Annotated in this window: 13 protein-coding genes; 9 read left to right on the top strand and 4 right to left on the bottom strand. The window is 69.6% G+C overall.

Going from position 1 to position 25,709, the window contains the following annotated elements; genetic code table 11:
* The coding region (locus tag ACSBPG_RS07535; protein ID WP_435536518.1) for a PTS transporter subunit EIIC at window positions 1-228 on the bottom strand (228 nt) is incomplete at its 3' end.
* Between the two features lie 282 nt (window positions 229-510).
* On the opposite strand from ACSBPG_RS07535, the gene ptsP reads away from it, so the two are divergent.
* The gene (gene ptsP / locus ACSBPG_RS07530; protein ID WP_435536517.1) at window positions 511-3,081 is read left to right on the top strand and encodes a phosphoenolpyruvate--protein phosphotransferase; all 2,571 of its coding nucleotides are present in this window, start codon (window positions 511-513) and stop codon (window positions 3,079-3,081) included.
* A 143-nt stretch (window positions 3,082-3,224) separates the two neighbouring features.
* Window positions 3,225-4,253, top strand: a complete 1,029-nt coding sequence (locus ACSBPG_RS07525; RefSeq protein ID WP_435536516.1) for a DUF4424 family protein — start codon at window positions 3,225-3,227, stop codon at window positions 4,251-4,253.
* 145 nt (window positions 4,254-4,398) lie between these two features.
* On the opposite strand, the gene ACSBPG_RS07520 is transcribed toward ACSBPG_RS07525, so the two are convergent.
* Window positions 4,399-4,806: a putative toxin-antitoxin system toxin component, PIN family gene (locus ACSBPG_RS07520; RefSeq protein WP_435536515.1), complete on the bottom strand. Its 408-nt coding sequence runs from the start codon at window positions 4,804-4,806 to the stop codon at window positions 4,399-4,401.
* Window positions 4,807-4,815: 9 nt separating this feature from the next.
* Window positions 4,816-5,100 carry a hypothetical protein gene (locus ACSBPG_RS07515; RefSeq protein WP_435536514.1) on the bottom strand — a complete coding sequence of 95 codons (285 nt, stop codon included), beginning with the start codon at window positions 5,098-5,100 and terminating at the stop codon, window positions 4,816-4,818.
* Between the two features lie 598 nt (window positions 5,101-5,698).
* On the opposite strand from ACSBPG_RS07515, the gene ACSBPG_RS07510 reads away from it, so the two are divergent.
* The 7 genes from ACSBPG_RS07510 to ACSBPG_RS07480 all read left to right on the top strand — a co-directional run bounded on the left by ACSBPG_RS07510 (window position 5,699) and on the right by ACSBPG_RS07480 (window position 24,393).
* On the top strand, window positions 5,699-7,030 hold the full coding sequence (locus ACSBPG_RS07510) for a tyrosine-type recombinase/integrase (protein WP_435536513.1): 1,332 nt from the start codon (window positions 5,699-5,701) through the stop codon (window positions 7,028-7,030).
* Between the two features lie 187 nt (window positions 7,031-7,217).
* Window positions 7,218-12,428, top strand: a complete 5,211-nt coding sequence (locus tag ACSBPG_RS07505) for a DEAD/DEAH box helicase (protein ID WP_435536512.1) — start codon at window positions 7,218-7,220, stop codon at window positions 12,426-12,428.
* Between the two features lie 59 nt (window positions 12,429-12,487).
* Complete coding sequence (locus ACSBPG_RS07500; RefSeq protein ID WP_435536511.1) at window positions 12,488-15,223, top strand: helicase-related protein; 2,736 nt, start codon at window positions 12,488-12,490, stop codon at window positions 15,221-15,223.
* A 5-nt stretch (window positions 15,224-15,228) separates the two neighbouring features.
* Window positions 15,229-19,575 (top strand): Eco57I restriction-modification methylase domain-containing protein, encoded by a 4,347-nt coding sequence (locus tag ACSBPG_RS07495; RefSeq protein ID WP_435536510.1) that lies wholly within the window; start codon window positions 15,229-15,231, stop codon window positions 19,573-19,575.
* A 4-nt stretch (window positions 19,576-19,579) separates the two neighbouring features.
* Window positions 19,580-20,344 carry an HNH endonuclease gene (locus tag ACSBPG_RS07490; protein ID WP_435536509.1) on the top strand — a complete coding sequence of 255 codons (765 nt, stop codon included), beginning with the start codon at window positions 19,580-19,582 and terminating at the stop codon, window positions 20,342-20,344.
* 226 nt (window positions 20,345-20,570) lie between these two features.
* Entirely contained in the window at window positions 20,571-22,745 is a 2,175-nt protein-coding gene (locus ACSBPG_RS07485) for an McrB family protein (RefSeq protein WP_435536508.1), read from the top strand.
* A gap of 1 nt (window position 22,746) precedes the next feature.
* Window positions 22,747-24,393 carry a nuclease domain-containing protein gene (locus ACSBPG_RS07480; RefSeq protein ID WP_435536507.1) on the top strand — a complete coding sequence of 549 codons (1,647 nt, stop codon included), beginning with the start codon at window positions 22,747-22,749 and terminating at the stop codon, window positions 24,391-24,393.
* Window positions 24,394-24,547: 154 nt separating this feature from the next.
* On the opposite strand, the gene ACSBPG_RS07475 is transcribed toward ACSBPG_RS07480, so the two are convergent.
* Window positions 24,548-25,693 carry a hypothetical protein gene (locus ACSBPG_RS07475; RefSeq protein ID WP_435536506.1) on the bottom strand — a complete coding sequence of 382 codons (1,146 nt, stop codon included), beginning with the start codon at window positions 25,691-25,693 and terminating at the stop codon, window positions 24,548-24,550.
* Between the last annotated feature and the right edge of the window lie 16 nt (window positions 25,694-25,709).

Below are 25,709 nucleotides of genomic sequence, written 5' to 3'. Positions count from 1 at the left end.
GCCGTCGTTCTCGGTGAAGCCGACGGCGACGCCGATGGCGAAGATCAGCGGCAGGTTGCCGAAGATCACGTCGCCGGCGTTCTTCATCAGCATCGAGAGGACCGTCGGCATCCACTCGAAGTTGGCGGCACCGATGCCGAGCAGCAGGCCGGCCACCGGCAGCACCGCCACCGGCAGCATCAGCGACTTGCCGATCTTCTGCAGAAACGCGAAGGAGTTCGATCCCATGCCAAGTCTCCCGCACATCGACCGGCGGTGAGGCCGCCGTTCCCCGACGGCAATGCCGCGCCGGCCGTGGTGTTCCGGCGGACGGGGGGCGGACCGCCCGGCCTGTCCCCGAGACACCAGGACAATGCGGAATCGGCGGGCGGCCGTCACCTTTGCTGCGCCGATTCCATGACAATCTACATCGGCGGGCGCTACGGTTGGGCAAGGCTTGCCCTTCGCGGTCGATCGGTGCGAAGGACACAAGCGCGAATTGAATCGCCCGGGAGGAGGGGAACAGCCGTCATGACCGCGATCACGCTTGCCGCACCGCTCGCCGGCTGGGCCATGCCGCTCGACGAGGTGCCCGATCCGGCGTTCGCGCAGGGGCTGATCGGCCCCGGCATGGCCATCGACCCGACCTCGCAGGAGCTGCGCAGCCCGTGCGACGGCGTGGTCCTCTCGGTCCACCGCGCCCGGCACGCCTGCACCGTGCGCAGCGCCAACGGGGCGGAGGTGCTGCTTCATCTCGGCATCGACACCGTGGCGCTGAACGGCGAGGGCTTCACGGCGCACGTCGCCGACGGACAGGCGGTGAAGGCCGGCGACGTCCTGCTGTCCTTCGACATGGACCTGGTCGGCCGCCGCGCCCGCAGCCTCGTCAGCATGATGGTGGTGGTGAACGACGGCTACACGGTGGACGGACTGGCGGTGAACCGCGAGGTCGCGTCCGGTGCCCCGGTGATGACGGTCGGTGGCGGCGCCGGCCCGGTTGCCGCGGCTGCGGCGCCGCCACCGGTGCCGGCCGCGGACGGGAGCGCCGAGCGCACGGTGCGCCTGCGCATCGCCCACGGCCTGCACGCCCGCCCGGCGGCGGCCCTGGTGGCCGCCGCCAAGGGCCATCCCGGCGCGGTCGCCGTCGCCTGCCGCGGCCGCACCGCCAACGCCAAGAGCGTCGTCGCGCTGATGGGGCTCGGCACCGTGCTGGGCGACGATCTGACGGTGCGCGCGTCCGGCGCCGGCGCCCAGGGGATGGTCGAGACGCTCGCCGGGCTGATCGACAGCGGCCTCGGCGATCCCGTCGTCGAGCCCGCCGCCCCGGCGTCCGCCTCGGCGGCGGCCGCAGCAATCGCCGCGGCCCCGCCGGCCGCGGCGGAGGAGGACGCCGGGCCGCCCTTCGCGGCCGGGGAGGAGGTGCTGCTGACCGGGACCATCGCGGTTCCCGGCGTGGCCGTCGGCACCGCCGTCCGCCGCTTCCGCACCGCGGTGCCCGTCGCCGAGGCCGGCGGTGGCGCGGAACGGGAGGAGCCGCGGCTGCGCCGCGCGCTGGAGACGGTGGCCGCCGGCCTGGCCGACGCCGCCCGGCGGATGCCCGGCCATGCCGCCATCTTCCAGGCGCACCGCGAGCTGCTCGACGACCCGGAGCTGATGGACGGCGCTCTCGCCGACCTGCGCGCGGGAAAGAGCGCGGAGTGGGCGTGGCGGCGCGTGGCGCAGGAGCAGGCGGCGGCGCTGGCGGCGCTCGCCGACCCGCGGATGGCCGAACGGGCGGCCGACCTGCGCGACCTGGAGCAGCAGGTGCTGGCGGCCCTGGCCGGCAGGACGCCGGCCGTCGGCCTGGCGGATCTGCCGGCGGGCAGCGTCGTCCTGGCCGACGAGATCCTGCCCTCCGAGCTGGCCGGCGTGCCGGCCGGGCGGCTGGCCGGCATCGCCATGGCCCATGGCGGGCCGACCTCGCACGCGGTGATCCTGGCGGCGGCGCTCGGCGTGCCGACCGTGGTGGCGGTGGGCCGGCAGGCGGAACGGGTGCCGGACGGCGCGCCGGTGGTGGTGAACGGCAACCGCGGCGAGCTGCGCGTCTTTCCGCCGGAGGCGGCGCTGGAGGCCACGCGGGCGGCCGTCGCCGCCCGTGCCGCGCGGCGGGAGGAGAACCGGCGCATGGCCGGCGCGGACTGCCGGATGGCCGACGGCACGCGGATCGAGGTGTTCGCCAATCTGGGCCGGGTCGCCGACGCTCCCGGCGCGGTGGCGGAAGGGGCGGAGGGGTGCGGCCTGCTGCGCACCGAGTTCCTGTTCCTGGAGCGCCGGGCCGCTCCGACCGAGGACGAGCAGCACGAGCAGTACCAGCGGATCGCCGACGCCCTCGGCGGCCGGCCCCTGGTGATCCGCACCCTCGACGTCGGCGGCGACAAGCCCTTGCCCTACCTGCCGCTGCCCAAGGAGGAGAATCCGGTGCTCGGCCTGCGCGGCGTGCGGGTGGGGCTGCGCGAGCCGGAGCTTCTGCGCACGCAGATCCGCGCCATCCTGCGGGTGAAGCCCGCCGGGGTCTGCCGCATCATGGTGCCGATGATCGCCTCCCCGGCGGAGCTGCGGGCGGTGCGCGCCCTGGTCGACGAGGAGCGGGCGCGGGCGGGCCGCGACGAGCCGATCGACGTCGGCGCCATGATCGAGGTGCCGGCCGCCGCGCTGGTCGCCGACCGCATCGCGGCGGTCGCCGACTTCCTGTCCATCGGCACCAACGATCTGACGCAGTACGCGCTGGCGATGGACCGCGGCAACCCGTACGTGGCGGCCCAGCTCGACGCGCTGCACCCCGGCGTGCTGCGGCTGGTGCGCCAGACGGTGTCCGGCGCCGGCGAACGCGGCCGGACGGTCGCGGTGTGCGGCGGCGCCGCCTCCGACCCCCTGGCGGCGCCGCTGCTGATCGGCCTCGGCGTGACCGAGCTGTCGGCGACGCCGGCGGTGATCGCCGACCTCAAGGCCTTCATCCGCACCCTGCGGATGGAGGACTGCCGCCGCATCGCCGAGGCGGCGCTGGCCGCCGACGGCCCCGAGGAGGTCCGCCGTCTGGTGGCGGAGGCCTGGCCGGCGGTGTAGGAGGGCGGCGGACCACCGCCGCCGCTGTAGGAAGGCGGCGGACCACCGCCGCCGCCGCCGCCGGAGGATCGCGCGTGTGGCCGCCGCGCCGCCGGTGTGGCACACTTCGGCCCGTCCCGGGGAGCCACTGGAGAGAACGTGCCATGACGCGACGCCGCTTGCCGTGGAGCCTCCTGGTGGCGCTGGCCGCGGCACCGCTGCTGCCCGCGGCGGCGCGCGCCAACGACAGCTCCGGCTTCCAGGGCACCTCCGGCATCGAGCTGGCGCGGAGCGACGACATCCGGATGATGTCCGAGGACCTGCGCATCGGCCTCGACGAGGTCACCGTGTCCTACGTCTTCCGCAACGTCGGCCGCGCGCCGGTGGAGACGCTGGTGGCGTTCCCGTTGCCGGACCTCGATCTCTCGCAGGGTCTGACGGCGCCGAACTGGGCCTTTCCGGCCGAGGGCGACGACTTCCTCGGGTTCCGGCTGTGGATCGACGACCGCCCGGTGACGCCGGCGCTGGAGCGCCGCGCCTTCCACCGCGGCCGGGACGTCACCCGCGAGGTCGAGGCGGCCGGCGCCCTCGGCATGGTCCCCTGGAAGGCCGGGGCCTACGACGGGCAGGCCCGGGCCCTGCCCGCGGCCGCCCTGGATGGGCTGCGGCGGTCCGGCCTGCTCGCCGAGGGCGAGGACGACGACACGCCGCAGTGGCAGCTGCGGACGAAGTACTTCTGGCGCCAGACCTTCCCGGTGGGCGAGGACGTGCGGGTGCGGCACGCCTACAAGCCCTTCGTCGGGCTGGCGGTGCTCGGCGACGTGCGGGAGATCGACGGCCGCACGGTGGTCGGCCGCTTCGTCGGCGAGCCGGCCGCCGAGAGCGACCGCTACTGCCTCGACGCGCCGACCCGCCGCGCGCTGGCCGCGGTGCAGAAGCGGGCGCCGCGCGACACCGCGCCGTTCATGGCGGCGGAGATCGAGTACATCCTGACGACGGCGCGCAACTGGCGCGGGCCGATCGGCCGGTTCCACCTGACCCTCGACAAGGGCGCGCCGGAGAACATCCTGTCGCTGTGCTGGAACGGCCTGAAGAAGACGGGGCCGACGACCTTCGAGTCGACGATCACCGACTTCGTGCCCGAGCGGGACATCCGCCTGCTGATCTTCGTGCGCAGCGAACCGGAACGGTGAGAGGGGGGGCGGGGAAGGGGCGGGGCCGTCCGGGTCCCTTACGTCCGCGACGGCGGGCGTGAGCGCCGTTGGTCCATCCGGTTCTGTTTCCGCGACTCATATCGCGTCCGCCACCGTCGAGTCGTCGTCTCGTGAATGACCCTGGTTAGGCTCCTACCATGTCGAGGAACTCGCGAGGGGATACGACGAGCGCCCGGCCGTAGGACGGGGCGGTGAAATGGGCGGTGTTGCCCGTCACGATGGCGTCGGCGGGCGACGTTATCGCCACGATCACGTATACCGCGTCGTCCACGTCGGCAATGTCGGGGGCCGGGACCGAGCGATCGAAAGCTACAACGGATGCCTGCGCCGCCACTTTCTCGATGAGCGCATGCATGCGGCTTTGGACGGCGGGAGGGAACTTCGGCCGGTCGGCGACCTCCCGGTACTCGTCGAGAATGTCCTCGCTCAGGAGTATGTCGTGGTTTCCGATCGCCTCGGCGACCGCCAAGCGGCACACGCCGTCCGTCAGCGCGGCGGACACGAGGACGTTGCAGTCGATGACGATGCGCATGGGCGGGAGTTATGTCCCGGCCTGCCGGCGGGCCGCGCGACGTTCCGCGACGGCTTCGTCCGCGATCTCTGCCGCACGCTCCTCCGTCAGGTCCCGGAACTCCGGAGGAAGCGGGTGCTTGTCGAGAATCGCGGAAAGGCGCTTGTTCTCAGCGTCCCGCACCTCGTCCGCGTCGGCGTACGCGACCGACACCCGGACGCGTCGGCCGGGCCGGAAGCCCGCCCGGATGACGGCATCGCGGATGTTCTCGACGCTGGTGTCGATCGTCACAGGCGCGGTCTCGGGCAGGTTCATGGTGCGATCGTCATGAAAAAGGAACCGCTCTTCTTATAAGCGTGGAGGGGACCATCGCCAAGTCGGCCTCCTCTCGGTGTTCACGTTCCGGAAGAAGGACGGTTGTTCACGGGACGTCTCCCGCCGCATGATGATCCATGCCGATGCCGGCCGTCCGCAACCCGGTGGATTCGCCGCGCGCTCCCCGCGGCGCGGAAGCGGACTCCGCGGGACGCCTCGCCGTCCGTGGCGGCGGAGACCGGATGCATCCTGACGACGGCCCGGGCCGGGCGTTCCGGCCGCCTACGGCAAATGCCGCCGCCGCAGGTACTCCTCGCTCTGCATCTCCAGCAGTTCCGCGCCGTTGCCGGCAGCGTTAACCATTCCGGCCCAGAAGCCGCAGTTTGCCTCGGGATCGAGGTGGCGTTCCTCGGACAAGCGACTGAATTGACGTCGAAAAAGCCAGCGCTGTGACGCTTGACAGTGGCCTCACTATGGCGCCATCCTTCGCCATCAGATGTCGCGAGTCGCCATGAGTTGCAACGTGCAGCCAAGGTCTTCCGTGACACCGTGCGTGACACCGGATCGTGGTGTCACACCGCAGGCGACGGAGGGACCGATGGGCAAGCTCACCGACACGATGATCCGCGGCGCCCGGCCCAAGGACGGAAAGCGGCTCGTGCTGCGCGACGGCGCCGGCCTCGAACTGCAGATCACGCCGGGCGGCTCGAAGATGTGGTACGTGCGGGTGCGTGTGCGCCAGCAGGGCGGCGGTGAGGGGCCGCAACGCCGGATCTCCCTTGGATCGTACCCGGCCGTCTCGCTGTCCGACGCCCGTCGCGAGGCTGGGCTCGCCGTCTCCAGCGCCCGCTCGGGCCGTGACCCGAAGGCTGCCCAGGCGCGCACCGCACTCGGTACCGATCGGCCCCGGACCGTATCGGAGGGCGCGACGCGCTACGTCGGCCACCTGCGGGACACCGGGCGGTCCGACTCTTACATCGGCGAGCGCGAGCGCCTCTTGACCCGCTACCTCGTGCCGGAACTCGGCAGCTTGTCGATCACCGACGTGGATCGCGCGATGTTGTCGGCCGTCGTCGACCGTGAGGCGAAGCGGCAGGCAAAGCTGAAGCAGAAGGGGGTCCAAGCGCGCCGGCTCGCCAGCGTCATCACGGCGATGTGGCGCTTCCTGGAGGACCGTGGGTGGCTCACCCGGCGAGGCGAAGCGGATCGGTTGCTGGTGTCGGTGGCGGCCGAGCAGGCTCGTGACCGGGTGTTGCAGGATGACGAGGTCGGCAACGTGGCCGTCGCCCTGGGACTTCTCGATGGCCGCACGGTCTATGATCGCGAGCCGACCGGCTTTCGCCTTCCGGACCGCGGTACCTTCGACGCGCTGGCGCTTGCCCTACTCCTCGGTCTGCGGGGAGGCGAGATCACTTCCCTTCGACCCGACGATGTGGTGGAAGATGCCGACACCGGCGTGGTTCTCCTCCGCATCGCGTCCCGCGGCGGCAAGACGGCCGCCGCCCGCCGCGACATCCCACTCCCGCCGCTGGCCCTGTCGATCATTCGCCGGCGGCAGAAAGACGTGCGCTACGACTTCCTATTCCCCAGCCCGAGCGGGAAGCTGCGGGGTGCTCTAACCGTGAGTGCACTTGGCTTGGCGGCGCGGCAACTCGCCGACAAGCTGGGGCATCGTGATGCCGAGGGGCGCCGGTGGACGCCCCACGACCTGCGCCGGACCCTGGCCTCCATCCTGGGCGAGCAGGACACGGTGGAGGCGGTGCAGAAGCGCATCTTGGGCCACGCCGGCGCCGACGTCACGAGCCGGGTGTACGATCGCAGCCGCCGGCTCAAGCAGATGCAGGATGCCCTGCGTTCCGCGGAGCAGTGGATCGTCGAGCGTGCGCGAAAGGCCCATGGAGCCACCAACGTTGCAGCGCTCGGTTCGTAGCACCGGCAGGCTATTGCTCCAACGGACCGATCCGCCGCATAGGTCGGGTGACCGTCGGTCCGGCCTGCCAGCGGAGGTGCGTTGGTCCCTTGACGCGCCCCCCTATCCCTTTCGATGATCCCGCCGGGATCTCGACGCCCCCCTCCCACAGCCGTCGACCAATCGGCGCGCAGGAACGGTTCAAGTCATGGATGTTTTCGCTCTTGATGACTGGCTCCTCGGTCAGTACATGGCTTTCGCGCGATCGTTCGTTCGCATCCGATCCGAAGAGCTGCGGGAGAAGGTTGATCTGGAGTATGCGGGCCGCCGCTTCTGGCCCGAGCCCCTTATCCAGCTCAACCCGCATTTCGAGGCCGGTGGGTCGATCCAGGGCTTGGTTGGCAGCGGCGGATTGGACCCGGACTGCGCCAAGATCTTCCGCGACCACCGCGCCCGACCCGATGCACCCGATCCGAGCCTGAAGCTCCGCCGGCATCAGGAGCAGGCGATCGGTCTCGCGCTCGACGGGAAGAGCTTCGTCGTGACGACCGGCACGGGTTCCGGCAAATCGCTGTGCTTCTTCATCCCGATCGTCGACACCATCCTCAAGGCGAAACGCGCCGGCGAGGGCGCGCGCACCCGAGCGATCATCGTCTACCCGATGAACGCGCTGGCAAACAGCCAGATGGAGGAGTTGAAGAAGTACGTCGCCGGCGCCGACGACGCCCTGCCTGTGACCTTCGCCCGCTACACCGGCCAGGAGAACCAGGACGAGCGCGACCGCATCAAGGACAATCCGCCGGACATTCTCCTGACGAACTTCATGATGCTGGAGCTGCTCATGACGCGTCAGTCCAAGGTGGATCGGCGCGTCATCGACAACTGCCAGGGCCTGCAATTCGTCGTCCTCGACGAACTGCACACCTATCGCGGGCGGCAGGGGGCTGATGTTGCCATGTTGATGCGGCGCTTGCGCAGCCGCATTGGCGATCCGGAGCGCCCGCCGGTGTGCATCGGCACGTCCGCGACGATGGCCAGCGAGGGGGACGAGGGCGACCGCAACCAAGTCGTTGCCGAAGTGGCATCCCGCCTGTTCGGCACGCCCATCGCCCGCGACGCGATCGTGACCGAGACGCTGCGCCGGGTCACCGATGCCTCCCGGTCGGCTGATCGAGGCTTGCCTGATCTCGCCGCTGCGGTCGACGGCGCCGCGGAGGGTGCGCCGTACACCGGTCGCGATAACGCTGAACTCGGGATCGATCCCCTGGCGATCTGGGTTGAAACCCGTGTGGGCCTGAGCGACGTCCATCGCAAGCCACGGCGGGCGTCGCCGCAGTCCCTGGATGAGATCGCGAAGTGCCTGAGCAATGAGACGGGACGGGACGAGGAGCGGTGCCGCAAGGCTCTGAAGGCCGCCCTGCTGGCGTTCAGCATGCCGGAGAAGGATCGCGGCGTTGCCGGCGGCGCCGATGAACCGTTGTTCGCGTTCAAGCTCCACCAATTCATATCCGGCGCAGGCCGGCTGTACACCACGCTTGATCCGGCCGGAGCGCGCACCGTCACCTTCGACGGCCAGATCTACGATCCGGACCATCCGACGAAGCGCCTGTTCGCCGCCCACTTCTGCCGCAACTGCGGCCAGGAGCATCATCCCGTCACACTGATCGACGACGACGGAAACCGGCGGTTCGAGAAGCGTGAGATCGACGACGTCCCACTGAACGAGGACGATGATCCCGATGGTGTCGCCGGTGTGTGGGGCTTTCTCATGCCCGAACCGGTCGATGGCGACTTCGCCTTCGAGGGCCGCGACGAGGACTACCCGGACCCCTGGCTGGAGGAGACGCGCGCAGGCGAGATCCGGCTGAAGGGGACCTACCGCCGGACACGTGCGGAGCTGTTGATGGTCCGGCCGGATGGCACGTGCGGCGGCGGGCGGCGGGCGTGGTTCCTCCCCGGACGCTTCAAGTTCTGTCCGGCCTGCGGCGATCACCACAGTGATTCGACACGCGACATCAACCGGCTGGCCTCGCTCAGCGCCGAAGGGCGAAGCTCGGCCACCACCATCATCATCACCGCCATCCTGCGGTGGATGAACGGCACCGCCGATATGCGGGCCGAGACGCGCAAGCTGCTGGCATTCACGGACAACCGGCAGGACGCCGCACTGCAGGCCGGGCACTTCAACGACTTCATCTTCGTGACGCTGCTGCGTGGCGCAATCCTGGCGGCACTGTCCCGCAGTGGCCCGGAGGGATGTCGCGAAGATGAGATCGGGCAGGCCGTCCAGCGTATGCTCGGCTTCACGAGCGCCAATCGGGAACGGCGGACCGAATGGCTGATCGAGCCCGAACTCAAGGGCGGCAACCTCATGGACGCCGAGCGCACCATGCGGGACGTGCTGACGCATCGCTTCTGGGTCGATCAGCGGCGCGGCTGGCGCTACACCAACCCGAACCTTGAACAGCTCGGCCTCATTGCGGCCGTCTACGCCGGACTGGATGAGATGGTCCGTGACGAGGCCCTGTTCGCGGCCGGCCCGGACCCGCTTCGCATCGCGTCGCCGGACCAACGGGCCGCTGCTGCCGAAGCCCTGTTCGGCATCATGCGTCAGGGCCTCGCCGTCGAGACCGACGCGCTCGACAGGCTCCGGGTGGAAAGCGTGGCGAGCCGTTCCCGCGCCGCCATCAAGGCACCCTGGTGCCTCGATGACGAACGGCCCCGCGCAGCCACCACCTTCATGCCGCGGCCACCCGCCCGCCGGGACATGATCGCCCGCGATGAGGACCTCATCGTGCGCGGCAGCCCTCAGAGCGCCGTCGGGCGCATCCTGCGTGGCATGCCGTTCGGCCCGCCAGGCAGCCCGCGTCCGACCGCCAATGATCTCGTTCGCATGGTCGAGACGCTTTTGCGGGCGGGGATCGAGTACGGCTTGACGGTGCAGGTCGCTTCGCCGGTCGGCGGAGAGGGATGGCGCCTCAATCCCTCCTCCATCCTGTTCCGCACCGCCGACGGCGCCGCGGACGTCAAGCGAGACAATCGGTTCTTCAGGGGCCTCTACGAGGAGATCGCCGGCTTGCTGCGGAACGGTGGCGGCGCGCTGTTCGGCCTGGAGAGCCGCGAGCATACGGCGCAGGTGGACAGCGAGCGAAGGCGCTTCCGCGAAGCGCGGTTCCGCTATGGTGAGGATGACAAGGAGTACCTGGACGACAAGGCCGAACGTCTCAGGGAGTTGCGCGAAGACAAACGCTTCCTGCCAATCCTGTTCTGCTCGCCGACGATGGAGCTGGGGATCGACATCTCCGCGATGAACGTCGTCTATATGCGCAATGCCCCGCCGACGCCGGCCAACTACGCCCAACGCAGCGGCCGCGCGGGACGCAGCGGGCAGGCGGCGCTGGTGCTCGCCTACTGTGCGGCGCAGAGCCCGCACGACCAGTATTTCTTCCAACAACCCAAGGCGATGGTGGACGGCGTCGTCCGGCCACCCTCCATCGATCTCACCAACCCGGATCTCGTGCAGAGCCATCTCCAGGCGGAATGGCTGGCGGCGAGCGGCATCGAGTTGGATGCGTCCATCAGTGCCAACCTGGACATGGGGGCGCCGGGCAAGCCGCTGCTGCCGGCCATCGTCGATCGGGCCTCCGATCCGTCGACCGCGCAGCAAGGGGAACGCCGCATCGGCGCCGTCCTGTCGGCGCTGTCGGCTGATTACGCCGGCAATCCGCCGGAGTGGTTCACCGGTGTGGAGGAGCTGGCGCGCCGGGTCACCAGGGAGGCGCCCGCCCGCTTCGCCACCGTCTTCGACCGCTGGCGCGACCTGCTTGCCTCCGCCGAGCGGCAGGTGGACGATGCCGCGCGCAGCTTGCGCGACTACTCCATTTCGCAGCGGGAACGCCAAGCGGCCGAGCTGCGCCAGCGCGACGGCAACAATCAGATCGCCATTTTGCTCGGCGGAACCGAGAGCCAGGGTGCCGACTTCTACGTCTACCGCTATCTCGCCACCGAGGGGTTTCTGCCGGGGTACAACTTCCCCCGACTGCCCTTGATGGCCTACGTGCCGGGTGCCGACGGTGGAGAGGGACGCCGCTACATCCAGCGGGCACGCTTCCTTGCGATCTCGGAGTTCGGGCCGGGCAGCCTCGTCTACCACGAGGGCCGGGCGTTCCGTGTCGACCGTGCCCTGCTGAAGGGGGCGGGAGGCGGCCCGGACGGCATGCTGGCGACCTTCGCCACGTCGGTCTGTCCCATGTGCGGCGCCGGCCACGACGGCGAGGCGCCGGAGGCGTGCCACGTCTGCGGCCATGACCTGCACAGCCCGGCCATCATCCAGCGCCTCTACCGCATTGAAAACGTCGGCACCCGCCAGGCGGAACGGATCACCGCCAACGATGAGGATCGCCGCCGCCAGGGCTTCGATCTTCAGACGACCTTTTCCTTCGACCGAGCCGACGGCGTGGTGACCCGTGTCCTGGCGGATGCGACGGGCGATGTCCTGACCGCGACGTTCGCGCCGGCGGCGACGGTGCGGCGCATCAACAAGGGGCTGCGACGCCGGCGCAACGAGAACGACATCGGCTTCTGGATCGACCCGCGCACCGGGCGGTGGGCGGCGGGCGATACTGACGATCGGGCACCCGATCCGACGCGTGCCCGCCAGCAGATCACGCCGGTTGTGGAAGACCGCAAGAACGCCCTGTTGCTGCGCTTTCCCCTTTCCCTGTGGCAGGAGGCAGGCACGGACGTCGACAAGGTGCTGACGACGCTTCAGCACGCCCTGGCCCGTGGCATCGAGACGGTGTACCAGCTCGAAGAGGGGGAAATCCTGGGCGAGCCCACCCCCAGCCGCAAGGACCGGCGCGCCCTGTTCTTCTATGAGGCGGCCGAGGGCGGCGCCGGCGCGCTGTCGCGCCTCGTGAACGAGGCGGACGGCTTCCGCGACGTGGCACGGGCGGCCTTGACCACCATGCACATCGATGAGGCCAGCATCGACGCGGCCGGTGCCGACCCGAAGGCATTGCGCGAAACGTCGGCGCGTTGCGTGGCGGGTTGCTACCGCTGCCTGCTGTCTTACTTCAACCAGCCGGATCACGAATCGATCGACCGGCGCAACGAGTCGGTCCTCCGTTTCCTGTTGCGACTGGCCGCGTCCGAGAGTCGATCGGCCGGCGCCGGCCGCGGCAACGGATTGCCCGGTTGCCCGCCACACGACGGGCCGGTCACCGTCGCCGGTGTGTCCATCCCGTGGTTCTGGCGGGCAGCTCGCGTGGCCGCGGCCGAGGAAGCGGACACGCCGGACTCCGTCGTTGACAGCTTTGCCGCGAAAGGGGTGGACCTTTATCGCTTGCCGCGTGATGCTGGCGCACGCTCCGCCGCGATCGCCACCCTTGCCGTTGTCCTGAAAGGCCGCTTGTCGTGACCAGTGCCGTGTCGTTCTCTCCGGGCGAACTCGTCAGCGCCCGTGGACGTGAATGGATCGTGCTCTCCTCCGGGCCCGCCTTGCGCCTGCGCCCCCTGACCGGCTCGGAGCAGGAGGTGGAGACCCTGATCCCGGAACTGGAGACCCAGCCGGTCGTTCCGGCGCAGTTCGATCCGCCGACCGGCGAGCGCCCCGGCCCGCGCGAGGCGGCGCTGTTGCTGCGCGACGCCCTGCGCCTGTCGCTGCGCCGTGGCGCCGGGCCGTTTCGCAGCGCCGGGCGCATCAACTTCGAACCGCGTGCCTACCAGCTCGCCCCGCTCATGATGGCGCTGCGGCAGGAGACGGTGCGCCTGTTGATCGCCGACGACGTGGGCATCGGCAAGACGATCGAGGCGGCGCTGATCCTGCAGGAGTTCCTTGATCGCGGGGATATCGACCGCTTCGCGGTCCTTTGCCCGCCTCACCTGGTGGAGCAGTGGACAGGGGAACTGGAGAGCAAGTTCTCCCTGACGGCCACCCCGGTCACGGCGTCGGAGGCGGCGCGCCTGGAACGCGATCTGCCGGCCAGCATGAGCGTGTTCGAGGCCTACCCGTTCACCGTGGTCAGCCTGGACTTCATCAAGAGCGAGCGGCGGCTCAATGACTTCCTGCGCGCCTGCCCTGACATGGTGGTCGTGGACGAGGCGCACGCGGCGGTGTCCGGGGCCCGCGGCCGGCACCAGCGGTTCAGCCTGCTGCGCAAGCTGGCCGACCACCCCGACCGCCACCTCGTGATGCTGACCGCCACGCCCCATTCCGGCGATGAGGATGCGTTCCACAATCTCCTCGGCCTGCTGGCGCCGGAGTTCGCCGGGTTGCGCGACGTGGCCGGTGGCGAATACCGCACCCTGCGGGAACGGCTGGCCGGTTACTTCATCCAGCGCCGCCGGGCCGACATCGAGGCGTGGCGTGAGCCGGGCCTGTTCCCCACCCGAGAGACGACGGAACGGAAGTACGCCCTGTCCGGCGCCGTGGAGCGCTTCTACAGCGACGTCCTCGACTATTGTGCCGAATTGGTGGAGGCCGGCGAGGGCGAGCGTGGGCGGCGCCTCGCCTTCTGGGGCACGCTGGCACTGATGCGGTGTGTCGGGTCCAGTCCGGCGGCAGCGGCGCGGGCCCTGCGCACGCGCGCCATCATCGAGGACGATACGGCCGAAGCGGAGATGCTGGCGGCCACCACGCTGGATGGCGAGGACGTCACCGAAGACGACCTTGAGCCCGGCGCGGCCATCGACGACCCCCGCCTCGCAGCCCTGGTGGCGGCGGCGGACGCCCTGGCCGCCGCCTTCCATCGCGACCCCAAGTTCCTGGCCCTCAAGGAGGTGCTGGAGGCGCTGGTCAAGGACGGCTTCTCGCCCGTCGTCTTCTGCCGCTACATCGCCACCGCCGAGGCGCTCGGCACCGCGCTCACCAGGATCTTCAAAGACCATACGGTGGAGACGGTCACCGGCGCCCTACCGGCCGAGGAGCGCGAAGCCCGCGTCATGGCCCTGGGCGACGAGGAACGCCGCATCCTGGTGGCCACCGACTGCCTGTCGGAAGGCGTGAACCTGCAATCCTGCTTCGACGCGGTGGTGCATTACGACCTGTCCTGGAACCCCACCCGCCACCAGCAGCGTGAAGGACGCGTCGACCGCTTCGGCCAGAAGAGCGACACGGTGCGCACCGTCCTCCTCTACGGCGAGAACAACCCGGTCGACGGCGCGGTGCTGGACGTGATCCTGCGCAAGGCCCGCGCCATCGAGAAGCAGACCGGCGTGCAGGTCCCCATGCCGGATGACGGCGGCAGTCTGACCAAGGCGCTGATGGCGGCGGTGATGCTGCGCGCCCGCCAGCGGCGCCAGATGTCGCTGGATTTCGGCGTGGCCGACACGGAGGCCGCCAAGAGCATCGACATCGCCTGGACCAACGCGTCGGAGCGCGAGAAGAAGGCGCGCACCATCTTCGCCCAACGCACCCTCAAGCCCGAGGAGGTGATCCCGGAGTGGGAGGCGACGCGCAGGGCACTGGGCGGGTTCGAGGACGCGGAGCGCTTCGTCTCTCGCGCCATGATGCGGCTGGGAGCCGGACTGGTGCCGGCGCAGCGCGGCGGCTACGCGGCATCGCTGCACCTCGTCCCGCCGGTTCTGAAGGAGCGCTTCCAGGCCGAGGGATTGCTGGACGACACCGCCAACCCGAAGCCCCTGCGCATCGCGTTCGAGGCGCGGCCCCGTGCCGGGTTCCTGTCGATCCACCGTGCCCACCCGCTGCCCGGCATCCTGGCCGAGAGCTTTCTCGAAACGGCGCTCGACCGGCACGCCGGGATCGACGGCCCGGCGGTCCTGCCACGCTGCGGCGTGTGGGAGGCGGACGGGGTGGAGGCGGTCACCACCCTGCTGCTGCTGCGCATTCGTCACCGCGTCGATTCCAAGGGGCGGCTCGGCCCCCGGTTCGCCATGGCCGAGGAGGCGGGCGCCGTCGCGTTTTCCGGCATGACGCGGGAGCGCATGGCCGACGGCGATGCCGCCTTCGCCCTGCTGGAGGCGGCCAGCGCCGATGTGGTCGGCGCCGTCCGCGACGCCCAACTCGCCAAGGCGGTTGCGGCGCTGCCCGGCCTGCAGCCGGAACTCGACGCCTACGGCGCCGAGCGCGCCGCCGCCCTCGCCGACGACCACCAGCGCGTCCGGCAGGCGCTGGGGTCCAGGGCCGCCGTGAAGGTCCTGGCGGTGACGCCGGTCGACGTGATCGGTCTCTACGTCCTCATGCCCCGTCTGTGATCGCCATGGCCCGCACGTCGTCGTCCTCCGCCAAGCCCCAGCGTCGCGCCCGCCTGCGTGCGTCCCGCCGCGCCGCCCGGCTCGACTTCGCGGCGATCGAGATCGTCGGCGCCCTGCTGACCCCCCACGTCGTGGGGGAGATCACCGCCGAGCGCGCCGGCGAGCAGGCCGCCGACGACTACGATGTGCCGCCCGGCCTGAAGCTGCGCGACGAGATCTCCCGCTACTTCCGCATCGGGGAGGCGCTGTGGGGGCGTTTCGTCAATGCACGGTCCGTCAACCCGGCGTCGGCGGAGCGCTTCATGCTCGACCTGCTGCGCCAGTGCTTCGGCTTCGACACGATCGCTGCGGTGCCGCCGGTCGTGCTCGGAGAGCGGGTCTTCCCCATCGGCCACGCCGCCCTGGACAGCCGGGTTCCCGTCGTCGTGGCACCGGCCGCGGAGGAGGGGGCACGGCGTCCGGGCATCGACGAGAGCCTCGTGCAGTTCGCTGACGGCGCCCGCCGCCGCTCCGCCACGCTGTTGCTCCAGGAGTACTTGAATGCGCAGGACGGCGTGTTGTGGGGCATCGCGGCCGACGGCACGACCCTGCGCCTGATGCGCGACAACGCGAGCATGACCCGGCCGGCCTGGATCGAGGCCGATCTGGCGCGCATCTTCGGCGAGCGGCTGTTCGCCGATTTTTCCGCCCTGTGGCTGCTGCTCCACGGCAGCCGCTTCGGCGCGGCCGGCGCGCCCGCGTCCGACTGCCCGCTGGAGCGCTGGCGCGAGCGTGGCCGGGTGGAGGGCGTGACCGCCCGTGACAAGCTGCGCGAAGGGGTCGAGGCGGCGCTGCTCGATCTCGGCCAGGGCTTCATCGAGCATCCCGCCAACAACGCCTTGCGCCGCGCGTTGAGCGAAGGCCGGTTGAGCAGCCAAGCCTATTTCGAGGAACTGCTGCGCCTCGTCTACCGCCTGATCTTCCTGTTCGCGGCGGAGGACCGCAACCTCCTGCATCCTCCGGAGGCCGACGCAGCGGCGAAGCGCGCCTACGCGGAGGGTTATGGCGTCGGGCGCCTGCGCGAGCGCTGCATGCGCCGCACCGCCTGGGACCGCAACTCCGACGTCTGGGAGGGGCTGAAGGCCACCTTCGCGGCGCTGGGGCGGGGTGAGCCGCGACTCGGGCTGCCGGCGCTGGGCGGGCTGTTCGCCCGCGGACAGGCGCCGCACCTGAAGGAGTCCCGCATCGAGAACCGGCGCATGCTCTCCGCCATCTGGCGCATGGCCTGGATGCGCCCGGAAGGCCAGCCGCTGACCCGCGTCAACTGGCGCGACATGGAGACGGAGGAGCTGGGCTCCGTCTATGAGAGCCTGCTGGAGCTGACTCCGCTGCCCAGGGTCGACACCCGCACCTTCGTCTTCGCCGCGGGCGACGAGACGCGCGGCAATGCCCGCAAGACGACCGGCAGCTACTACACCCCCGACGCGCTGGTGAAGCTGCTGCTCGACGGCACGCTCGACCCCGTGCTGGACGCGGCGGAAGCGCGCAATCTCGCCGACCCGGCCGCGGAGATCCTCCGGCTGACCATCGTCGACCCCGCCTGCGGCTCGGGCCATTTCCTGCTGGGCGCGGCCCGGCGTGCGGCGGCGCGGATCGCCCGCCTGCGCAGTCCCGGCGTGCCCTCCCAGGCAGAGTTCCAGCACGCCCTGCGCGAGGTGGTGTCGCACAGCATCCACGGCGTCGACCGCAACCCCATGGCGGTGGAGCTGTGCAAGGTCGCCCTGTGGATCGAGGCGCTGGAGCCCGGCAAGCCGCTGACCTTTCTCGATGCCCGCATCCGTTGCGGCGACAGCTTGATCGGTGTCTTCGACTACGACATGCTGCGCAAGGGCATTCCCGACGCCGCCTACACACCGCTGACCGGCGACAATAAGGTGGTCGCTAAGGCCTACGGCAAGCACAACGCGGTGCAGCGCGAGGGTAAGGGCGCCACCGGCTTTCTGACCAATCTGCGGCCCCCCACCGACCTGATCGACGCCTTCCAGCGGCTGATGGACATGCCGGAGGACACTCTGGATCAGGTCGCGGCCAAGCAGGCGGCGTTCATCGACCTGCACCACGGTCGTGGATGGCAGGGCCTGAAGGCCGCCTGCGATCTCTACGTCAGCGCCTTCGTTCTGCCCAAGGTGGGCGAGGTGCCGGGTCCAGCGGAGCTGGCCCACCCGACCATTCCGCTGACCGACCACGTCTGGGCAGCGGTGCGCGGGACGCTACCGTACGGGCCGCTGCATGCGCGCGCCGATGAGACGGCGAACCGCCTGTTCGCTTTTCACTGGCCCTTGGAGTTCCCGCACGTCTTCGCGCTGGGCGGCTTTGACGTCGTGGTCGGCAACCCGCCATGGGAGCGCCTGAAGCTAAATGAGCAGGAGTTTTTCGCCGCCCGTTCTCCTGAGATCGCCGGGGCGCCCAACAAGGCGGCGCGCGCCGTGCTGATCGACCGGTTGAAGAAGGCCGAGCCGGGAACGCCCGACGCCGCGCTGCACGCCGAGTTCGAGTTCGCCAAGCGCGCCGCCGAGGCATCCAGCGTGTTCGCCCGCGGCTCCGGCCGCTACCCGCTGACCGGCGTGGGCGACGTGAACACCTACGCCCTGTTTGCCGAGCACTTTACCCGCCTGACCCGTGACCGCGGACGCGCCGGCGTGATCGTGCCGACGGGCATCGCCACGGACAGCACGACGAGCACGTTCTTCGGTAGACTGATCCGCGATGCACGGCTGGTTAGTCTATACGACTTCCAGACCGGTATGGGTTTTTTCGACCGCATCGGCCATGCACGATTTAAGTTTTGCATTTTGTCTACTACTGGAGTGGCACAGCGCATATCCGAGGCTGCCCGCTTTGTCTTCTTCATTAGGCAGGAGAGCGAGCTCAACCAAATTGAGCGTTTCTTCACGCTCGCCCCCGAACAGATTGCCCGTATCAACCCGAACACCAACACAGCCCCCGTCTTCCGAACGGCGATGGATGCCGAGTTGACGGCGAAGTTCTACGAACGTGCTCCGGTTCTAATCAAGGAACGCTCGCGAGAAGAGGGCGGCGACGTCAATCCATGGGGAGTTACGTTCCAGACAATGTTTCATATGTCAGGCGACTCCGGCCTGTTCCGCGATGTCGCCCAACTTACGAACGAGGGTTGGGTGCGGGATGGCGCCGAATGGGTACGCGGGGAAGGGTTGTCGGAACGGCTGGTGCCGCTGTACGAAGCCAAAATGGTCCATCATTTCGACCACCGCTGGGCGACCTATGCCGCTGGTGGCTCGGCCGATGATGACGAGGGCGCACGGGATGCGACCTTGGCGGAGAAGCAAGACCCGGCGTTCGAGCCAACCCCGCGCTACTGGGTGCCGGAGGAAGAGGTGACGCTCCGCGCGGCCCGCGTGCCGTCGGGTCTGAAACGTGCTTGGCGGGAGGACAGCGGCGACCGCTGCGTCAAGGCGCTAGCAGAGTGGCTGGTTGGCTGGTTCGACGCCGACGAGGGTCGTCGCATGCGCGAGGATGACCTAGCCGGCATCCTCGGCCGGGACCGGCCGTGGCGTGCCATTCTCGGCAGGACCCCAGCCAAGTGGCTGATAGAGCCGAAGACCCTGGAGAACGGCAGGGATGCTCAACATTGCACGCCTTTGACGAGGGATGATGTCGCATTTCTTGCCGACGGCCCAAGAGATCCATTAGATATTGCTGCGGCGATCATTTTGCGCAAACAACCACGCTGGTTGATGGGGTGGCGTGATATCACGAATGCTACGAACGAAAGAACAGTCGTTGGAACGGTATCTCCTAAGTTGGGTGTCGGCAATAGCCTTCCTATCTGGTATGTTGATCAGAAATTTTCAGGGAGATTTGCTGCTGTATTTGTCGGAATCATGTCCAGCATTGCTCTTGATTTCGCGGCACGATTCAAAATCGGAGGGGTTCACCTAAATTTTTTCATAGCCCAACAGCTTCCCATCGTCCCGCCATCCGAATTCACCGGAGATGATCTTAACTTCATCTGTTCGCGAGTCCTTGAGCTGACGTACACGAGCCATTCCCTGCGCCCCTGGGCGGAGGACCTCGGGCACTTTGGCCCACCTTTCGGCTGGGACGAGGAGCGGCGGGCGCTGCTGCGCGCAGACCTCGACGCCTACTTCGCGCGCAAGTACGGGCTGTGCCGCGATGAGTTGCGCTACATCCTTGATCCCGCTGACGTAAAGGGGGAGGACTATCCGTCCGAGACCTTTCGGGGACTCAAAACGAATGAGTTGCGCCGGTACGGCGAGTACCGCACGCAGCGGTTGGTGCTGGCCGCGTTCGACCGGTTGACGGGGGCGTGAGAGCATGGCGCTGTCCCCCCTCGACCACATCCGGTTGGACAAGGCCGCGGTGGACGAGGGATTCGGTTTGCGCCGCGATGGTGACGGGGCGGGCGACTGGCTGGCTTACGACAGCCTGGGCGCGCCGGCCTCGCTGCGGCTGACCAGGGCGGCGGAGAGCTACGTCGCCGCCACCGACCACCCCGGCGTCGCCGCCGACCTGGCGGAACGCTGGCCTCCCTGGCGCGGCGCGGTGCCGGAAGGCTTCACCGCCTTCGTCGTACCCGACACGGCGCCGCTGCACGACCTCGTGCGCGACATGTGGCGACTGGCCCGCGCCCTGCCCACCGCTCCCCTGCGCACCTTCCGCGAGCGGACCGAGACCTTGCCTCGGATGACCGAGGCTGAGCGCCTGACCGTGCAGCGCATCGGGCAGGACGTCTTTCGCGGTGCGCTGACGGACTATTGGTCGGCGGCGTGCGCCGTTACCGGCCTGTCCGATCCGCGCCTGTTGCGCGCCAGCCACATCCGCCCCTGGGCCGCGTGCGACACCGATGCCGAGCGGCTGGACGTGCACAACGGCCTGCTGCTGGCCGTCCACCTCGACGCCGCCTTCGACGCCGGTCTGATCGCCTTCGCCGATGACGGCCGCATCCTGATCGCCCCGACCTTCACCCCTGCCGACCGCACCATCCTCGGCATCCACGACGGCATGCGGCTGCGCCGGGTTGCACAGCCGCACCGTGCGCGGCTGGCGTGGCATCGCGCGAACGTGTTCACGAGTGGATGAGTCGTTCGATCGCTCTGGGCTTCTACCATGACGTGCTCTATGATTCCGTCGCGGAAGGGTTCGGGGGAGTCGCATGGCGGTCGATATCAAGGCGCAGTATGAGACGGACTTCGCCGTCAACTTCAGCGAGGACTGGCACGGCGCCTATCTCCGTGCCGTCGACGATGTGCGGACCACGCCGGAGGCGGACTGGAAGCACCCCCGATTCCAGATGCGTCTGTGGGACATGGACGAGGTGGCCAACATCGGCCTCGGCCGTTCCGTGAACGTCTCCGGCGCCTCCGGGGACCCCGACGTCATCGATGCCCTGTGGCGTGTGAAGACCCTCTCGCTGCCCGACGACCCGCGCCAGCGCGCCGAGCGGTTGGATCGCGCCTTCGACGAGGTGATGGGAAAGGTCTACCCCAAGCACAACGTCCGCCGCCCGTCGGCCCGGCTGGTGCGCATCTTCGCCGTGCTGTTTCCCCGGGACGTGCTGTGCCTGCTGGACGACCGGCGGTCGCAGGCGGTGCGCCGCTACCTCGGCATGCCCGCCACGCGCGGGATGGGCCTGGTGGGCAACCACGTCCTGATCCGGGACCATCTGCGCCGCATGCTCGGGCCGGAACCCGACGCGGCGACGGCCATCCGGTACAGCATGTTCACCTGGTTCCTCTGGGAGCATGTCATCGAGCCCGGAGGCGATACCGTGGCCGCCGACGCTCCCCTTGCCGCCGCCCTGCCGGCGCCGGAACCCGTGGCGACCGCACGCCCGCACGTGGTCCTGTTGCCGCCCGCGCAGCAGCGTAAGGGCATGTTCACCGTCGCCGACAACCTGTCGCTCCTGCTGGCGATCGTGCGCGCCGCGGAGGCGGGCGCCGGACGCGACGAGCTGTTGGCCGCCATCGCCACCGAGGCACCGCAGCTCAACGGCAACTCGCAGGCGCAGGTGCTGTCGCAGGCGGTGACGCTTGGCCTGCTGACCGTGGACAACGGCACCTACCGTCCGACCGAAGGGGGGCTGGCGTTGCTGGAAGGCCAGAATCCGGCGAACGTGTTGGCCAAGGTCTTCCTGCGCAACATCTTCGGCTTCGCCATCCTGATCGACGAACTCCGCCACGCCGACGGCCCGGTCACGAAGACGGCGGCCATGAAGGCGTTGCGGCGCTGCTGGTCCAACTGGACCACCAATCAGATGCCGAGCATGCTGATCAAGTGGGCGATCCGGCTCGGACTCGTCGCCGTCGTCAGCGGCGGCATCCAGCTCACCGAGGAAGGGGAGTACTGGGCCAGCGGCCTGCCGAACGATGAAGCGGCCCGCGCGGCCATGCGCGCCGCATCCCCGGCCGATGACGAACCCGGCGCCGTCGGCCCCGCGGCCGCTGCGTCGGGAGAAGACGAAGGCGAGGACGAACCGGCACCGGCACTGCCGCCGGTGGACGCGATCCTTCAGCGCTTCGCGGACGATCCGGCGCTGCGCTCCCTGGTCTTTTCCCCCGACCAGATCCGCCTGTTCCACGCGGCGCTGACCGCGTTGGAGGGGAAGCGATTCGTTCTGCTGGCGGGTCTGTCGGGCACCGGCAAGACCTCACTGGCGCGGGCCTATGCGCGCGCGTGCTGCGACATCATGGGATTGCGGGCGGAGGCGCATTACCAGGAGACCGCCGTGCTGCCGGACTGGACCGATCCGACCGGCCTCCTGGGCTTCGTCAACCCGCTTGCCAACCCGCCGGCCTATCAGGTGACGGAGACGTTGCGCTTCCTCCTGTCCGCCCACGGCCGGCGGGATCTGCCCTTCTTTCTCTGCCTGGACGAGATGAACCTCGCCCGTGTCGAGCACTACTTCGCCCCGTTCCTGTCGGCCATGGAGGGGCGCTCCACGCGGCTGTCCATCCACGCCGCCGGTGACGTCGTGGAGAACGTGCCGACCACCATCCCGTGGCCCCGCAACCTCGTGATCGTCGGCACCGTCAACATGGACGAGACGACGCACCCCTTCTCCGACAAGGTGCTCGACCGCGCCTTCACGTTCGAGTTCTGGGACGTCGACCTGGCCGGCTGGCGCAAGCGCGCGCTGGAGAACGGGAACGACCCGGCGCTGGTGGGCACCGTCGCCAACGCGCTGGAGGAACTGTACGCCGCCTTGTTCCCTGCGCGCCGGCACTTCGGCTACCGCACCTGCGACGAGGTGCTGGCCTTCTGCCGCGCCTTCGACGGGCCCGACCCGGCGGTGGCGCTGGATGCGGCCGTACTTGCCAAGGTGCTGCCCAAGATCCGCGGCGATGACGGAGGCGAACTGCCCAAGGCACTGCGGAATGCCAAAGCCGTTTGCGCCGACCACAATCTGACGGCATCCGCCGACCGCCTGGCCCGCATGGCGGAGCAGTTGGGCACCCAGGGCGTCGTCCGTTTCTGGAGTTGACGTGGAGATCGCGCTGTCCCGATTCGTGAAGGCCGCCGGTTGGCAGGACGTGTCGGTGGCGGTGAACGGCCAACCCGTTGCCTGTGCCGAGGGCGAACGGCTGCGGCTGACGGTTCGCGCGGCAGCCGCGACGACGGTCCATATGGGCGGCGGCGACCTCGTGCCCACCGGCCTCGCCGTCATTGGCGATGGCATCGAGGCCACCTACGAGTTCGTCATCGACAGTTGGGCCGGGCGCACCACCCTGGACGTGGTTGCGGGCGACGTCCGGCGGGAGGTGACCCTGGACGTGCGCCCCCATCCCGGCAAGCTGGGCATCGACGCCTTCACCGACCTGCTGATGGAGTTGGCGGCGCGCTCCGCCGCACTCCCCTGGGGCATGGCGCCGGGGCATCACGGAGGGCAGGTCACCGGTCCCACGGCAGCGGCGGTCTTTCCGGTGGTGCTGGACGTCCTGCTGCCCGAGCTGCTGCGCCACCTGCATCGCTTCCTTCGAGATCCGCCCATTGCCGTGCGCCGCCGGCGGGATCTGGCGCCACTGTCCATGGCGCGGCGGCCGGATACCCAGACCGTCCGCTGGCTTGCCAACCACCCGCGCACCATGGTTGCTCTGCGGCCCGGCGACGGCGGCACGGTGGAGCGGTTGCCGTCACTTCCCACCGTCGACCAGCCGGTCACCGTGACCGACCACGACCACCCGGTGACGCGGCACCTGCTCTTCCAGCTTCAGCGGGTGCGCCGATCGATCGATGACGCCGTTCGCCGCCTCGAAGCGCTGGCCGGCAGCGGCCATTGGCAGACCGATCCGTATGCCCGCGGTCAAGCGGCCCGGATTGTTGAGCGATGTCGGCAGCACCGCGCCACCCTGGCAGAGGCCCTGTCCGCTCCGGTATTCCGTCGCATCCGGCCTGAACCGGCCGCGGAGGGCGCCCTGCAGGCGCTGGCCGATCTGCCGGCCGCAGCCGCCGTGCAGCGCCTCGCCCACCGGCTGCTGAGCGCCGGACTGAATCTCAATGCCGAGTCCGAGGTTGAAGCCGCCCTGAAGCGCACGTATGACCTCTACGAGGCCGTCGTGTTCTACCGGCTGGCCGACGCGGTCGCGAGCGCCCTCGGCCATGGCTGGACACCGCGTTGGCTCAACGCCACCGCAAACCCGCACGAAGAGAGGCCACACGGCGGTGTTGTATGGCACCGTGACGGTGCGCCTGGCACAGCGGTCCGGCTGCTGTACCAGCAGACGTTCGCTGCCTATTCCGGCAAGGCCCGTGAATGGCACAGCCTGACCGGCGAGTTCCGGCCCGACTACGTGATCGCCTTCGAGCAGGAAGGCGCGTGTGCCGGCTGGCTGATCCTGGACGCCAAGTTCCGTGCCAGTCGTCCGGCCGTACATGACGCACTGCGCGACCTCCACGTCTACCGCGACGCCCTGCGCCGGCGGGGACGCAATGCCGATGGCGCGTACATCATTGTCCCCGCCCTCCACAGCGACGCCGAAGCGTATGCAGCGTCCAGGTACGTGGCCGAGCACCGCTTTGGCGCCGTGTACAGCGGTGCGGACGACGGCAACCTTGTGGACTTGGTGCGGGCGTTTCGGGATGGGGTGGGGGGCGCGACCCTTACGCCTCTTGCGCCAGCTCATCCGTCGTGAAGCGCACCAACGCGACCGCGCAGCCGCGGTGTGACGTCCGCCCCGCCGATGCGTTCGAGCGCATGGGGGGATCCGACCTACCTCCCGACGCTCAGAACGCATCCAGCGGCCGACCCCTAGCCCCTTGGCGGGGCCTTGCCGATGAGGAACACCTTCACTGGCGGATCTCGTCGCATCTCCGCCGCGGGTTGCCGAAGCTCGTGCAGCCAAGAGCGATGTCCGCGGTGCGCCGTCTCGGCGCCGGCGGCTGCAGGTAGCTGTCCCGAGCGGCGACTACGTTGGTGACGCCGCCCTCTGCCAGCAGCCGCGCCACGGCTGCCTCGATCTCGGCGCGCGGCGACATGCCGAGGAGGAACGGCAGCTCCATCTGGCGGGCGTAGACGCCGTTCGCGCCGGTGCGCGACATCGGCTTGCCCTGCTTCATGGCGGCGCCGATCGCCTCGATCATCAGCTCGGCCAGGTACGCCTCGACCGAGGAGGAGGTGGTGGCGTTCATCGGTTGGTCCTCGGTTTCATCCGCGTACTCCACGTGGCGCAGGGCGGGAGGGTTCCGTGGGTCGACCTCGACGTCTTCGATGTCGATCAGCTTGTTCACGATCCACTGAAGCGCGCCGCACCCCAGCGCGCGCAGCTCGGCCGGCAGCCGGCGGCGCTGGGCACAAATGCCCATCTCGCAGTAACCCTGCGCAAACGGCCGTCCCGCGCGGTATGCCTTGTCGATCTCCTGCCCCATCGCCTCGAACGGATCGAAGTCTTCGGTGGTGGCGATCTTCACCGTCTCCTCGGGGGGCGCAGGCCGCAAGCGGCCGGTGGCGGGCTCCTTCTCGACACGGCGGGTGACGAGGAGTGTGGTAACGAGGTTGTAGAGTTCGTCACGCGCCATGTGCCTGATCGGCACCGGCAGCCGGGCGCGCCGTTCGTAGACGCCGTCGATGCCGGTATGCCCGAGGGGGTCGCCATCGGCCAACGCCACGTTGATGGCGTCGGCCATCAGGTCCAGCAGATCGTCCGTGGTGTGGGTGGTGGTGGTGTCCATCGTCTTGTCCTTGGTGGTGGCCGGCGCGGGGCGCAGGTAATGGGGGGGCTGCGCGTCCTTCACGACGCGGCGGGTGGCGATCAGGTGGGCGACGATCCGCTGGAGCGTGTCCCGCCCCTTGTCGCGCAGCATGGGCGCCATCCGGTAGCTCTGCGCGTAGACGCCGCGCGTCGGGCTGGTGTGGCTGAAGGGCCGGCCCTTGGCCGCGGCGTAGGCGATCTCGTCGAACATCAGATCGTACAGGTCGGTGTCAGGGGGGAGCATGTTGGGGTCCTTTCCG

Source organism: Azospirillum sp. ST 5-10 (genome assembly GCF_051225715.1).
GTDB lineage: Bacteria > Pseudomonadota > Alphaproteobacteria > Azospirillales > Azospirillaceae > Azospirillum.
This window is presented reverse-complemented; position numbering and strand designations above follow the sequence as displayed.